We start from the raw sequence: 13671 nt of genomic DNA, 5'->3' as shown, positions 1-13671 counted from the left end.
TCCGACAAGGGCTAACTATTCGAAAGGTCCAGCGAAGCCGAACGGGCTATTCATCGGGTTCGTGAAGACATCAGCACAACCAACGATAACTATGCATTTTCTAGCTGCGACTTCGAGTCTTAGGTGAAGAGGCTGCACGCATCGCCCGTTCGAACCGGATTGCTGCCTGCGCAGCCGCGAGACGCGCGATCGGTACGCGATAGGGCGAGCAGGACACGTAGTCGAGGCCGGTCTCTTCAAAGAAAGCGATCGAGGTCGGATCACCGCCCTGCTCGCCGCAAACCCCGAGCGAGATATCCGGTTTGGTGCGCCGAGCCCGCTCGACCCCAAGCGCGATCAGCTGCCCGACTCCTTCGACATCGAGAGACTGGAACGGGTCGCGGTCCATGATCCCCAGACGCTGGTAGGTCGACAGGAAGTTAGCGGCGTCGTCTCGAGATATGCCGTAGACGGTCTGAGTCAGATCGTTCGTTCCGAACGAGAAGAAGTCAGCCGCCTCGGCGATGCTGTCGGCCCGCACGATGGCACGGGGCAACTCGATCATCGTACCCACGAGGTAGGTCAGGCTACGCCCCTGCTCCGCCATCACGAGTTCCGCGATCTCGTCGACGCGAGCCTTCACGAAGTCCAGTTCCTTTCGCAGACCGACCAGCGGAACCATGATCTCGGGAACGACGGCCTTGCCCTTGCGCTGACCGGCTTCAAGCGCGGCTTCGAAGATCGCCCGCGCCTGCATCTCGACGATTTCGGGATGGGAGACCGCAAGGCGGCACCCACGATGACCGAGCATCGGATTGAATTCTTGAAGCGACTGAAGGCGTTCGGCAACGACGGCCTCGGTGATACCGAGGGTTTGCGCCGTATCCGCAATCTCCTGCTCGCCCTTCGGCAGGAACTCGTGCAGCGGCGGATCCAGAAGTCGGATCATGACCGGAAGGCCCGCCATGATCTCGAACAGTTCGATGAAGTCGGATCGCTGGATCGGCAGCAGACGATCGAGAGCGGAGCGACGCCCTTCTTCGTCGCTGGCCATGATCATCTCGCGCATGACTCGGATGCGCTCGCCTTCGAAGAACATATGCTCCGTTCGGCACAGTCCGATTCCCTCGGCCCCGAAGGCTCGAGCGGCTCTCGCTTCCGCCGGGGTCTCGGCGTTCGTCCGAACCCGCATGCGGCGTGCACGATCCGCCATCGACATCAGGGTCGCAAAGTCGCCCGTCAGGGTCGGGCGGCGAAGCCGCGCCGTTCCGGCGATGACGTCGCCGGTGGTACCGTCGATTGTGAGGGCATCGCCAAACTCAAAGGTCCGCCCAGCCGCGATCAAAGCCTTGCCGTCCTGCGTGATGCGCAGCGATCCGGCACCGGTGACGCATGGCTTGCCGATACCGCGCGCGACAACTGCAGCATGACTTGTCGTGCCGCCCCTGATCGTCAGCACGCCTTCGGTCACGTGCATGCCGTGCACGTCCTCCGGAATCGTCTCGTTACGCACCAGTATCGAGCGGCGTCCTTCCGCCGCCAGCGCGATGGCCTGCTCAGCCGTGAAGACGATGGCGCCTGTGGCCGCTCCAGGCGATGCCGGCATGCCTCTGGCGAGGACGTGCGTTTCCTCACTTCGTTCGATGGTCGGATGAAGCAATTCGTCGAGCGACGCAGGGTCGATACGAAGAAGGGCCTCTTCTTCCGTCAGGACGTTTTCGCGGGTCATCTCGACGGCAATCCGGACCGCCTCGCCGACCGCGCGTTTTGCCGGCCGCGACTGGAGGAGGAAGAGCTCGCCGTCGCCGACCATGAAGTCGATCTCGGCCGCGTCACCGAGATGCTGCTCGACCCGACGGACGTAATCCGACAAGGCGGCAAGGTCGCCTGGAAACCGCTCCCTGCCGTCGCCCGCCAGCTCTGCGAGATTGAGCGTGTCCGGGAATATACCGATGGCCTCGCCGATACCCCGTCCACCGAGCGTGAACTCGCCGGTCAGCCGCGGCTCGCCCGACTTCAGATCGCGCGACACGGCCCGTCCGGTTCCCGACTTCTCGCCACGCTCGTTGAAGATCATCGCATGGACGGTGACCGCCAGTCCGGCGTTTTCGGCGATCCCGTGGACCATGCGAAAGGCTCGTGCAACGGGATTTCGCCAACTTGCAAAAGCCGCCTCGACGACATCGTAGAGTTGTTGCAGGGGAGTTTGCGGGAGAGAAGCGCCGCATTCGTTTTCAACGAATTCGAGATAGGCGACGACCAGCGCACGCCAGTCGACGATCGAGTGCGGTTCAGAACCGACCCAACCGGCTCGGTCCCGCTCCCGATCCGTCACATCGTCGAATTCACCGGGATCGAGACCATGCACGAGCGCGCAATAGCTCTCGATGAACCGACGGTAGGAACGGAATGCAAACCCGAGATCTCCGAGTTCGCGCGCCAAACGCTCGACCGTTCGCGAATTCAGTCCGACATCTAGAACCGTATCGGCCAGACCTGGCATGGCATGCCGGGCGCCGGTTCGCACGGCCAGCAACAGCGGTCGGTCGGCGCCGTCGAACATACGTCCGGTCACACCTTCGAGCCATTCGACGCTGGAAAGGATTTCGTTACGGACCGCCGGTGGCAGACCCGCCGTCCCGGCTTCTCGCCAGGCACTGGTCGAGATCGTGAAGCCGGGCGGCACCGGCAGATCAAGCGCTGCAAGGACCGCAAGATTCGACCCTTTCATTCCAAGCGCTTCCGCCGCATCGACGGTACGATCCGCGTGTCCGCGCTTGAACGTAAAAAGTCTCTTGGCCATCGATGTTCGATCGGAAACGGTAGCCGCGACGCCGATGCGCCGCTAGCCACGACGTTTCTAGGCGATCATCGACGCCACGCCAATTGTTGCAGTGCCAAAAAGCGCTTCTGCCGCGCTCAAAGGTGCTTCTCGATGACCGCTGCCATCTGCTCGGCCGACAGCGCTCCGGCATACTTGTCGCCGTTGACGAAGAACGTTGGCGTTGCGCTGACGCCAAAGTCGCTCTGGCCGGCAGCTTGTACGGCCACGACCTTACCCTGAAGTTCGGAATTCGACAGACAAGCCTTGAACTGGTCCTGCGACATTCCGGACAGCTGTGCGATTTTCAGGAGGGCGACGGACGCGTTCTCCGCGCCAGCCCATTCACGTTGCTGATCGAACAGAACGTCGACCATTGCGGTCCGCTTGTCGTCGCCAGCACATCGCGCAAGCATGAAGGCAGCCAGAGCTCGTGGGTCGAAGGGAAACTCGCGGAGAATGAACTTCGCCTTCCCGGTATCGACGTAATCGCGCTTGATGGTCGGCCAAGTTTCAGCGTGGAAGTCCCGGCAGTGACTGCAGGTCATCGAGGCGTATTCGATGATCGTGACCTTCGCGTCCGGATCTCCGAGCACGACGTCCGGCAGCGCCTGAGGCGCCAGAAGCTTGGCGACGTCCGCGGTCCCCTCTGGTGCCGGCGCTTCGACCGTCGAAGCCGGCGCAGGTGCGGTCTGGCCCCATGCAACGGTCGATCCCAGCGCAAGCAGCACGGCTCCGGCAGCCGCGCCGGACACAGTATTTCGGAACATGCTGAACATGGAGCCTTCCTGATCGGGTTCGAACGATTTCGACCTAATCGATGATTGCGACGATTCCAACGCCGCGCGTCGCACATGGACGAAGCGTAACGGGCGGACCGTTCAGGTTTGCGTGTTCCGGTTGGCCGCGTTGCGTCCGAGCACGGCTTCTCCATACCGTTCCAGTGCCGAACGCAGCCTGGGACTCTCGATGCGTGCCGTCGCTTCGGCGATACCACGACGTTGCGCCCCGTTGAGCGGAACGCGAGGCAGCTTGCGGTTCGCCCGTATCCGCAGGATCGGCTTCTGAACGATGCGCAGTTTGGTGACGGCTGGGTAGCCGAAGAACGCGTTCACACGAGCGAGAACCTCGTGCGTCTCGTGCTGCAAACGCAGGACGAAGGCTCCTTCGCAAGCGACCACCAGGGTCGCAGGCTCCGCGGTCGTACCGTCCGCGCGACGGGCGGGCCAGACCAGCTTTTCTGGACGGCAACCTTCCTGCAGGCGAACTCCGGCGATCTCCGGCCAGGACTGGATAAGGGCAGCCGTCATCCCTGCTTTCTTCGCGACGATCGGGTCGACCAAGGCCGCGATCAGATCACCCAGGGGCCTTGCTCCACGCCGAACGCGCGGCGTCTCATCGTCCTTCATCAGCGTCTCAAAGCCTTCCGTCTGGCATCCGTCAGCATACACGACATGACACCGAACAAACTGATCAGCGTCCACTCGTTGAGGAGGACCCCATGGAATGATCCGAAGATGGCGAAAAACACGACGAGAAGCACAGCCGTCGATTGCAATCTCGGACGGGACGGCGCCCGCCAGAACGTCGTGAGAAAGGCGGCAAAGGTGGCGATCTGAAATGCGACGCTGATGAGTCCGCTCGACAGGGCCTCATCGAGGAAGACGTTGTGAAGATGCTGGTAGTACGTCACCATGAAGCCGTTGCGACCCGCCTTCTGGCCTGCCGCTTCCATTCGGTGCGTTCCGCCGACTCCCAGCAGAGGGTGTTCGCGCAGTACCTGCCAGCCAGCCGACCACATGACGATCCGCGTATCAACCGATCCGGCCGCGACACCGGTTCGCTCGAAGGTCTGATACTCGTCGATGCCGGCACTGATCCGGTTTTCGACGATCAGCGCTGCCGTGATGCCAAGGCTCAGCGTCAGGATCGTGGCGCCTAGAATTCCTCGCGCCCCCCTTAGCCATATCGGTCTGCGCCCTCGCGCAAGACTGATCGCGTCCGCTGCCATGACCAAGAGGACGATGACGAAGGCGGCTCGCGTTCCGCTGAGGAGAACCGGCACGACGACAAGATAGGACCACCAGCGCGCGTTTGGCAGCCATCGCTTTGGATCTCGGACCGTAAGACGCGCAGCCAGGGCGACGACACCGATGACGAAAGCGAAAATCGCTTCGTTTCCACCGAGCCCCACACGGTCCTCACCAGCCAGGAAAGCCACTGGCGCGACGACCGCAAGACATGCGAGGCCGATCCGCGCACCGTTCGCCAATGCGCCGATGGGGTCGCGCACCAAAGCGAGACCCATTGGGAGGAATGCGACCGCCAGCTCGATACCGGCATAGGATAGGGTTCGGTTCCCGGCGATCGGCTCGCCTCGCAAGAGACTGAGACCAATTTGCCAGCTAGCCCACGCGAGGATGGAGATCGTAAAGGCAGGGGGTGCTGCGCGCCATGAGCGCGGTCTGACAAGCGCAAGATAGATGCCGCAGGCGGCGAAAAACGCAAAACCGACCTTGCCGATCGACAGCAGCAGACCGAGACCAACCATCGACCCGACCAGGATCCACGGATCGACGCGGCGGCGTGCCAGCAGAACACGGCGAACCGTCAATTTCCGCCCCGCACTCAAGATCGCATTCCCGCAAGCCAGCGGCGCACGATCTCGTTCGTGCGGAAGACCAGGGTTGTCCAGCGACGAAGCGTGGGAAGCTTCATGGAAGCGTAGCGTTGTCCGTCACGCGTCAGGCTTGCCTTCGAATGATCCGAGAAGCCGACCAAGTCGGGACGAATATCCAAGGTCCGTAGTCCAGTCGCCCATCCCCGTTCGAGTGCGACATCGTATGGGAGACGCATCGGCGTCAGGGCATCGCGCAAGCGCGCTGCGGCGTTCTGTCGAACGATATAGCCCGCGGCACTGCCGCTCGGACCGAACAAGGGCCGGATGAGGCGTCGCCCCCTCGGCAGGTTCCGGACAGGACGATGGCGGACCTTGCGATGATGAGCGAAGCGTACGACGTCCCAGTCATCACGAGCCAGAAGCCCCTGAAGGACTTCCCCGAGCTCCGTCCGAAGCACGATATCGTCTTCGAAGATGACGCCTGCGTCGCATTCCGTATTGGCCAGCGTATCCAATGCGGCAAGATGACTGACGTAGCAGCCGTATTCACCGGGGAGTGGCTGTTTGCCGTGCCAACGCAGGAAGGCTGGCAGGTCAAGCACCGAACGTTCCGCAGGCGGGACGCTCTTTCCATCCAGAGCCGGCACCCTTATCAGTTCGATGCCCAACTGTGCGGCCTGCTCGTACATGTGGCCCAGCCGCTCGGGCGAACGATCCAGATTGATGACGAAGAAGCTGATGCGCAAAGGCACGATCCCGGTACAGGAACCGGAGGTCCCGCTCGACGCGTCGGATGAACGCCGTCCGGAGCCAAGTCAAGGCGGCGAGATATCGACGGCCCTTCTCGAATGGTACGATCGCCATGCTCGCGAACTACCTTGGCGCGTGTCTCCTGCCCATCGCCGGGCTGGGGTCAGGCCTGATCCATACCGGGTCTGGCTATCGGAAGTGATGTTGCAGCAGACGACCGTAGCGGCCGTCAAAGACTACTTCCGCCGCTTTACGGAACGCTGGCCGCGCGTCGAAGACCTTGCGGCTGCCGAGGATGCCGAGGTCATGAGCGCATGGGCCGGGCTCGGTTATTATGCGCGCGCGCGCAACCTCCTGGCCTGCGCCCGCACTGTGACGCGCAGCCACAATGGGCGGTTTCCGGAGACGGCAGAAGGTTTGCAGGCCCTTCCCGGCGTTGGCGCCTACACATCCGCGGCGATCGCCGCCATTGCGTTCGACGAGCCGGCCGCCGTGGTCGACGGCAACATCGAACGCGTTACGACACGCCTTTGTTTGATCGAGACGCCGCTTCCGAGCGCTCGGCGCGAGATACGTCTAGAGGTAGAGCGCATGACGCTCTCGCGGCGTCCCGGGGACTTCGCGCAGGCCATGATGGATCTGGGGGCGACGATCTGCACGCCGCGCCGCCCGGCCTGCGTTCTATGTCCGCTCGCATTGGCCTGCAAAGCCAGAGCGACCGGACGGCAGGAGGAGTTTCCCCATAAGCTCGCGAAGAAGGCCAAACCGTTTCGACGGGGCGCGGCCTTCGTGGCCCGACGGCGAAGCGATGGGGCGGTGTGGCTTCGTCGACGACCGAACCAAGGTATGCTCGGCGGCATGGCGGAGCCGCCGACGACCGGCTGGTCTTCCCGCAGCGACGGTCAGCTGGGGATCGAGGCTGCTCCGTTCGATGCCGATTGGAGTGCGGCCGGAACCGTTCAACACGGCTTCACGCATTTCGACCTCCAGCTCGAGGTCTTTCGGGCCGACATCGACTATATCGATGACGACGATGGCTGGTGGGCGCCCGCCGAGAGCATCGATCAGGAAGCTCTTCCGACGCTGATGCGGTCGGTCATCGCCGCAGCGTTTCCCGAGTTATCCGCGATCCGGGGTCCTCGATCGTAAACGTTGCCCTTCACGACCCCAATCTCGATTGCAGTTTTTCGAGAAAGCAGTGCGCTCACCGCCGCTCGGTACAGGACAACGCTCCGCACCGGCGAAAGATGACCAACCACGTCCGTCAGGAACGTTACCCATCCGACCGGAGGCACGCCGTCGCCTCCGGCGTGTTTTGGCACCCAGGACGAACGGATCGATTGGCTTGAGTTTGCAAAAGCCTCGGTCGACCCGGCGCGGTGCTGAAAAATCTAGGCAACCGCAAGATAGGTGTGTTCGCGGCCAGCCTTCATGCGCCCGAGACCGCTATCCTCTCTCGAACGATCTGGCGGAGTTCATCGATCACTCGCAGGCGACCACCGTCACGCACGTGCCAGAACGTCCAGCCATTACAAGCGTCGAGACCTTGCACACGTGCGCCGACGCGATGAATCGAAGCCGCCTCGCCTGTCGAGCTTGCGATCGTTCCGTCCGCTCTGACATGCGCCTGCCAGCGGCCCTTGGCATCGGTGAGTTCGGTTCCCGGCGGCAGCAGTCCCGCCTCGACGACCGACGAGAACGGGACACGCGGTTCTGCTCGCTTGGGCGTCAATGTCTGAAGGAAGTCGGCATCCAAGGGCTCGACGGAAAGGAGGCGATCCGTTGCCGCTTCGATGTAACTGTCCTCGCGTTCGATGCCGACGAAGTGCCGTCCGAGCCGTTTGGCGACAGCGCCGGTCGTACCGGTCCCGAAGAACGGGTCGAGTATCGTGTCGCCCGGACGCGTCGACGACAGGATGACCCTGGCCAGAAGGGCTTCTGGCTTCTGCGTCGGATGCGTCTTCGAGCCCTCAGCATCCTTGAGCCGCTCCCCGCCGGTGCAGATTGGAAACAGCCAGTCCGACCGCATCTGCGTATCGTCGTTGGCAGCCTTCATCGCGTCGTAGTTGAACGTGTAGCCTTTCGCGTCCTTGTCCTTGGACGCCCAGATCAGGGTCTCGTGGGCATTCTGGAACCGGCGGCCGCGGAAGTTCGGCATCGGGTTCGATTTGCGCCACACGATGTCGTTCAGCGTCCAGAACCCGAGATCCTGCATGATCGCGCCGACGCGGAAGATGTTATGATACGAGCCGATCACCCAGATCGTGCCGTTGGGCTTCAGCAGCCGCCGCGCCGCAAGGAGCCAGGCCCGAGTGAAGGCGTCGTAGGCAGCGAAGCTCTCGAACTGGTCCCATGCGTCGTCGACCGCGTCGACCTTCGACTGATCGGGACGTGTGAGGTCGCCGCCGAGCTGGAGATTGTAGGGCGGATCGGCGAAGATAGCATCGACCGAGTGCGCTGGCAGCGCCGCCATCCGCGATACGCAGTCGCCCTTGATGATCGTATCCAGCCATTCCGGCTGCGTTGTCGCAAGCGCTGCGGAGGAACGGGACGGGGAACGAAGCTGGGGCATAAGGCACCGTTAACTCGGGACGACGGGACAGCCTTATGGTTACCGAACAGAGTTAACGAGCCATGAAGTTGGGCGGGCGTTCTCCAATCGTTGGCGCCATGCCACACCTCGTGCTAGGCGCCGCGCATACGTTCGACATCACCTGGACAGCGCCGCATGCCTCTTTCTCTCGTCCTCTTTGATTGCGACGGCGTTCTGGTAGATTCCGAGATCGTCGCGTCCCGCACGGACGCCGCGCTCCTCAAGGAACTCGGCTACGAGATCGATCCCGAAGAGATCAGCGTTCGTTTCTCCGGCCTGACGCAGGAGCGCATCATGGAGTTGCTGACGGCCGAGCACGGGCTGCGCTTCCCCGACGACTACCGCGAACGCCAGCGCCGGGAGCTCGATGACCGTTTGCGCGCCGAGGTCGAGGCGATTCCAGGCGTGCACGAGATGCTCGATAAACTCGAGCTACCGCGCGCGATCTGCTCGAATTCGTCGACTGACCGCCTGCGGATCGTCCTCGAGCGTACCAAGTTATGGGATCGCTTCCGCCCATACGTCTTCGCTGCGGGCGAAGTCGGAACCAAGCGTACGAAGCCGGCGCCCGACGTCTATCTCTTCGGTTGCGAGCAGTTCGAAACCGCTCCCCGCGAGACGCTGGTGCTTGAGGATTCCGTCCACGGCGTCGCCGCGGCTGCCGCAGCCGGTTGCCGGGTCGTTGGCTTCGTGGGTGGTTCACACACCTACCCCGGCCATGCCGACGCCCTGACTGAGGCGGGCGCCGAGACCGTCATTCGGCGCCTCGTCGACGTCCCTGGCGTCGTTGATGCGTTTGCGGGATGGGAGAACGTCTGACCCGTCAGGGTCGCGCACTCGCGGTCCGCTTCGCAGTCGCAGGGGCGCCTTCATCAAAGCCGACGTAGACGGTAAGCGTTCGCCCTTGAGGTAGCGGAATGCGAATGTTCCGGTCGACGTAGGTAAAGTCCACGGGTCCACCGGCCGGATCGATCCGTACGCCCTGCTGCCCGAGTTCGCTATAGGCAACCGAACCGGCATTCACGATCGCAACGCGGACCGGTAGGGTAACGTTGCCGGCCTTGGCCGCAGGTCCAGGCACGATCCGTCCCGTGATACCGACTTCCATGTAGAACTCGCCGTCCCGCACGCGGCAAGAGCGGCTATTGGACGTGATCGAGGCGACGTATTGAAGCGCCTCTCCCTCTCCTTTGCGGAGCGTCGCCGTTCCCTCGCGCAACGAGACCTGCGGGCAGTAATCCGGAATCGTACCGCTCGCCGTCATCGGTTGCTGAGCCGGTGTGCCGGAAGGCGGCTGGATAGGTTGCGGGGCGGTTGTCGTGTTGCAGGCCGAAAGGCCCAAAGCGAGGAGCGGCAGCGCGGTGAAGCGCAGCTTGCCGGGCTTCGGAGACATATGCATCCCAGGCTTCTTCCCTAACCGTACCGCGCCGGTCTATATCAGGCGTCTTGCCGCGAGGCGACCGCCGGCGCCGCGAAATTCCACCGCGCGCCTTCGGGATCATCCGCCCGCACGACGCGGCCCGCGATGGGCCGAGGGGAGTGGCCGTGAAGTATGTCAGTACGCGGGGCGACGCCCCGACCCTTGGTTTCGCCGACGTTCTTCTGGCCGGCTTGGCGACCGATGGTGGACTCTACGTTCCCGCAAGCTGGCCCGTTTTGTCCCCTGAGACCATACGTGGCTTCGCTGGACGACCCTATGCGGACGTGGCCTACGAGGTTCTCAAACCCTTCGTCGGCGACGAGATCGCTCCGACCGCTCTGCGTGCGATGATCCACGAGGCCTACGCGACGTTCCGCCATCCGGCCGTTGCTCCGCTCGTTCAGATCGACGACCGGCACTTCGTCCTTGAACTATTCCACGGTCCGACGCTCGCCTTCAAAGACGTCGCGATGCAGTTGCTCTCACGGCTCATGGACCACGTTCTTCGCGAACGATCGCGGCGCGCAACGATCGTCGGCGCCACGTCGGGCGATACCGGTGGCGCTGCGATCGCGGCATTCGGTGGGTCCGAACGCTGCGACGTCTTCATCCTCTTCCCGAAGGATCGCGTATCGCCGGTCCAGCAGCGGCAGATGACGACGTTCGGATCGGCGAGCGTCCATCCCATCGCTGTCGAAGGAACGTTCGACGACTGTCAGGCCATCGTGAAGGCGATGTTCAACGACGCGTCGTTCCGCGCCGAGACCGCGTTGTCGGGTGTGAACTCGATCAACTGGGCTCGGATCATGGCCCAGATCGTCTACTACTTCACGAGCGCGGCGACGCTCGGCGCGCCGGACCGTCCCGTCTCGTTCACAGTACCAACCGGCAACTTCGGCGACGTCTTCGCCGGGTACGCCGCGAAGCGGATGGGCCTACCGATCGAACGCCTGATCATCGCGACCAACGAGAACGACATTCTCGAGCGTACGATGCGGACGGGCCGCTACGAGATGAACGGCGTTCAAGCCACGATGTCGCCGTCCATGGACATCGAGATCTCGTCGAACTTCGAGCGTCTCCTGTTTGAGGCCGGCGGACGCGACGCGGACAACGTAGTCCGAATGATGCAGACGCTACAGCAGTCGCGCGCCTTTACGGTCCCACCGGAGGCCATCGAGATGATCCGAGCGGAGTTCGATGCCGGACGCACCGATGAGGCGGCGACGGCAGACGTCATCAGGCGGACCTTGGAGTCCACGTCCTATCTCCTGGATCCCCATACTGCGGTGGGGGTCGGCGTCGCCGAAGCGCGACTAGGCTTGGAACCCATGATCACGCTCGGGACGGCGCATCCGGCGAAATTTCCGGCTTCGGTCGAGAAGGCCTGTGGCATCCATCCGCCTCTGCCGACCAACCATACCGATCTGATGGAGCGGCCCGAGCAGTTTGAGACGGTCGCGAACGACGTCGCTCATGTGCAGGACTTCATTCGAAGCCGGTCCCGTGCGGTGCGCCTTGGGGCTGCCGCGTGAGCGTCGAGGTCACCCGTCTCTCGAATGGACTGACGATTGCGACCGACACGATGCCCGAACTGGAGAGCGCCGCTCTCGGTGTCTGGGTGAAGGCTGGCGCACGCGACGAAACCGAGAGCGAGCACGGCATTGCGCATCTGCTCGAACATATGGCCTTCAAGGGAACGACAAAGCGAACCGCTCGGCGTATCGCCGAGGAGATCGAGGATGTCGGTGGCGAACTGAACGCATCGACCAGTGTCGAGACGACGGCCTACTATGCACGCGTCATGAAGGACGACGTTCCGCTCGCGATCGATATCCTGTCCGACATCCTTCTGGACTCGCGTTTCGACGACGAGGAGCTCGAGCGCGAGCAGCAGGTTATCCTTCAGGAGATCGGAGCGGCTGAGGATACGCCGGACGATATCGTCTTCGATCATTTCCAAGCGTGCGCCTTTCGGAACCAGATCATCGGTCGACCGATCCTCGGCACGCGCGATAGCGTTCGATCGATGACGCCCGAGACCCTGCGAACCTATCTTGAACGCCACTACACCCCCGGGGAAATGGTGGTCTCGGCCGCGGGTGCGGTTTCCCACCAGGACGTGGTGGATCGTGTCTCGCGTGCGTTCGGAGGTCTTCCGGCCTTGCCGGCTTCACAGCGGCCACCTCGCCCGGCCGCCGCCTACACCGGGGGCGACTTTCGAGAAGAGCGCGAGCTCGCCGACGCGCAGATGGTTCTCGGCTTTGAGGGACGCCCTTACTACAAGCGCGACTTCTACGCCGCCCAGGTTCTCTCGATCATTCTCGGCGGAGGCATGTCGTCCCGGCTGTTCCAGGAGATCCGTGAAACACGTGGGCTTTGCTACGCCATCTCTGCGTTTCATTGGAGCTTCTCGGACAGCGGAATCTTCGGCGTGCATGCCGCGACGGGTGAAGAGGAACTGGCCGAACTCGCGCCGGTCATCGCGCAGGAGTTGATGCGCGCCGCCGAGTCCATCGGCGAACAGGAGGTGAAGCGCGCCGGTGCGCAGATGCGTGCGAGCCTGCTCATGAGTCAGGAAAGCCCGGCCTCCCGCGCGGGACAGATGGCACGGCAGCTCATGTTCAAAGGAGCGATCCTGTCCAACGCTGAGTTGCTGGAGCGTCTGGCGGCGATCACGCCTCAGCGGCTTACAGACCTTGCGGCGGCCACCTTTGTCGGTTCGCGACCGACGCTGGCAGCGATTGGACCGGTCTCCCGGTTGCCGAGACTCGACGAGCTCGCATCGCTGTTGGGCGCTGCGCCGGAAAAGGCGCCGGCCGCCGCGCTCTCCTGATACCGGCTTTCCGCCCGTGGCTTTCTTTGACTGGATGCACGTCGCGGAGCGTCCGATGCTTCATGGCAACGATGTTCTGTTGCGTCTGCCGGCGAGTGGCGACTACGCACAATGGCGCGATCTGCGTGAGGCGAGCCGAGCCTTCCTGACACCTTGGGAGCCGGCATGGACCCCGGACGAGTTGACGCGTCACGCATTCCGAATGCGGCTCCGCCGCTATCAACGAGAAGCGCGCGAGCGGTGCGGCTACAGCTTCTTCATCTTCGATGCATTGGGCGAACAACTCGCCGGTGGCATCACCCTTGGACGCATCCAACGAGGCGTCGCACAGACGGCCACGATCGGATACTGGATGGGGCAGATCCATGCCGGACAGGGCATCATGTATCGGGCGCTCGACCTCGTGAAGACCTTCGCGTTTGATGTCGAGGGCCTTCATCGGCTGGAAGCGGCCTGCCTACCCAGCAACGCCCGATCCATCCGACTGCTCGAGAAATCCGGTTTCCGCCAGGAGGGCCTTCTGCGACAGTATCTCAAGATCGCCGGCGTGTGGGAGGATCACCGTTTGTATGGGCTTTTGACCGACGATCGTCCGATCCGGCGTGGCCATGCTGTTTGACGTCTTCAGTCGCGAAGGCAAGGATCCAAAGTT

The 13671-nt window shown here is 63.1% G+C and carries 12 protein-coding genes; 5 read left to right on the top strand and 7 right to left on the bottom strand.

Annotated features, from left to right (window positions below; all coding sequences use genetic code 11):
* Window positions 1-100: 100 nt before the first annotated feature.
* From ppdK to BLQ76_RS08905, 5 genes are all read right to left on the bottom strand, one after another.
* Window positions 101-2782, bottom strand: a complete 2682-nt coding sequence (ppdK, locus tag BLQ76_RS08925; protein WP_090672089.1) for a pyruvate, phosphate dikinase — start codon at window positions 2780-2782, stop codon at window positions 101-103.
* 116 nt (window positions 2783-2898) lie between these two features.
* Complete coding sequence (locus BLQ76_RS08920; RefSeq protein ID WP_090672086.1) at window positions 2899-3579, bottom strand: DsbA family protein; 681 nt, start codon at window positions 3577-3579, stop codon at window positions 2899-2901.
* A gap of 102 nt (window positions 3580-3681) precedes the next feature.
* Window positions 3682-4209, bottom strand: coding sequence for a DUF721 domain-containing protein (locus BLQ76_RS08915; RefSeq protein ID WP_244519548.1), 528 nt, complete (start codon window positions 4207-4209; stop codon window positions 3682-3684).
* Entirely contained in the window at window positions 4209-5432 is a 1224-nt protein-coding gene (locus tag BLQ76_RS08910) for an O-antigen ligase family protein (RefSeq protein ID WP_139183963.1), read from the bottom strand. Before BLQ76_RS08910 ends, BLQ76_RS08915 begins: the two co-directional genes overlap by 1 nt.
* A complete protein-coding gene (locus tag BLQ76_RS08905; protein ID WP_170842529.1) occupies window positions 5429-6166 on the bottom strand; it encodes a glycosyltransferase family 25 protein in 738 nt (245 codons plus the stop codon). The genes BLQ76_RS08910 and BLQ76_RS08905 overlap by 4 nt, the downstream gene beginning before the upstream one ends.
* Between BLQ76_RS08905 and mutY the strand changes: the two genes are divergently transcribed.
* Complete coding sequence (gene mutY / locus BLQ76_RS08900) at window positions 6144-7319, top strand: A/G-specific adenine glycosylase (RefSeq protein ID WP_244519547.1); 1176 nt, start codon at window positions 6144-6146, stop codon at window positions 7317-7319. The genes BLQ76_RS08905 and mutY overlap by 23 nt on opposite strands.
* 280 nt (window positions 7320-7599) lie before the next feature.
* Here the strand turns inward: mutY and BLQ76_RS08895 are convergent, their stop codons facing one another.
* Window positions 7600-8742, bottom strand: coding sequence for a site-specific DNA-methyltransferase (locus BLQ76_RS08895; RefSeq protein ID WP_090672076.1), 1143 nt, complete (start codon window positions 8740-8742; stop codon window positions 7600-7602).
* A 156-nt stretch (window positions 8743-8898) separates the two neighbouring features.
* Here BLQ76_RS08895 and BLQ76_RS08890 point away from each other — a divergent pair, with 156 nt between their 5' ends.
* The gene (locus BLQ76_RS08890) at window positions 8899-9582 is read left to right on the top strand and encodes an HAD family hydrolase (protein WP_090672073.1); all 684 of its coding nucleotides are present in this window, start codon (window positions 8899-8901) and stop codon (window positions 9580-9582) included.
* A gap of 4 nt (window positions 9583-9586) precedes the next feature.
* Here BLQ76_RS08890 and BLQ76_RS08885 read toward each other — a convergent pair whose 3' ends face one another.
* The gene (locus BLQ76_RS08885; RefSeq protein ID WP_090672070.1) at window positions 9587-10162 is read right to left on the bottom strand and encodes a hypothetical protein; all 576 of its coding nucleotides are present in this window, start codon (window positions 10160-10162) and stop codon (window positions 9587-9589) included.
* A 146-nt stretch (window positions 10163-10308) separates the two neighbouring features.
* On the opposite strand from BLQ76_RS08885, the gene thrC reads away from it, so the two are divergent.
* Genes thrC through BLQ76_RS08870 form a run of 3 tightly spaced genes read left to right on the top strand, consistent with a single transcriptional unit; the run spans window position 10309 to window position 13638 of the window.
* The gene (gene thrC, locus BLQ76_RS08880) at window positions 10309-11718 is read left to right on the top strand and encodes a threonine synthase (protein WP_090672685.1); all 1410 of its coding nucleotides are present in this window, start codon (window positions 10309-10311) and stop codon (window positions 11716-11718) included.
* On the top strand, window positions 11715-13019 hold the full coding sequence (locus tag BLQ76_RS08875; protein ID WP_090672068.1) for a M16 family metallopeptidase: 1305 nt from the start codon (window positions 11715-11717) through the stop codon (window positions 13017-13019). The genes thrC and BLQ76_RS08875 overlap by 4 nt, the downstream gene beginning before the upstream one ends.
* A gap of 55 nt (window positions 13020-13074) precedes the next feature.
* On the top strand, window positions 13075-13638 hold the full coding sequence (locus BLQ76_RS08870; RefSeq protein WP_244519546.1) for a GNAT family N-acetyltransferase: 564 nt from the start codon (window positions 13075-13077) through the stop codon (window positions 13636-13638).
* The last annotated feature ends 33 nt before the right edge of the window (window positions 13639-13671 follow it).

Origin of the sequence: Aureimonas jatrophae (genome assembly GCF_900104035.1) — a bacterium.
In the GTDB taxonomy this organism is placed as follows: domain Bacteria; phylum Pseudomonadota; class Alphaproteobacteria; order Rhizobiales; family Rhizobiaceae; genus Aureimonas; species Aureimonas jatrophae.
This window is presented reverse-complemented; position numbering and strand designations above follow the sequence as displayed.

What these genes read in the sequence shown, in the direction of transcription:
- ppdK (WP_090672089.1), bottom strand. Translation starts at nt 2,782, where the DNA reads ATGGCCAAGAGACTTTTTACGTTCAAGCGCGGACACGCGGATCGTACC.
- BLQ76_RS08920 (WP_090672086.1), bottom strand. Translation starts at nt 3,579, where the DNA reads ATGTTCAGCATGTTCCGAAATACTGTGTCCGGCGCGGCTGCCGGAGCC.
- BLQ76_RS08915 (WP_244519548.1), bottom strand. Translation starts at nt 4,209, where the DNA reads ATGAAGGACGATGAGACGCCGCGCGTTCGGCGTGGAGCAAGGCCCCTG.
- mutY (WP_244519547.1), top strand. Translation starts at nt 6,144, where the DNA reads ATGACGAAGAAGCTGATGCGCAAAGGCACGATCCCGGTACAGGAACCG.
- BLQ76_RS08895 (WP_090672076.1), bottom strand. Translation starts at nt 8,742, where the DNA reads ATGCCCCAGCTTCGTTCCCCGTCCCGTTCCTCCGCAGCGCTTGCGACA.
- BLQ76_RS08890 (WP_090672073.1), top strand. Translation starts at nt 8,899, where the DNA reads ATGCCTCTTTCTCTCGTCCTCTTTGATTGCGACGGCGTTCTGGTAGAT.
- BLQ76_RS08885 (WP_090672070.1), bottom strand. Translation starts at nt 10,162, where the DNA reads ATGCATATGTCTCCGAAGCCCGGCAAGCTGCGCTTCACCGCGCTGCCG.
- BLQ76_RS08870 (WP_244519546.1), top strand. Translation starts at nt 13,075, where the DNA reads ATGCTTCATGGCAACGATGTTCTGTTGCGTCTGCCGGCGAGTGGCGAC.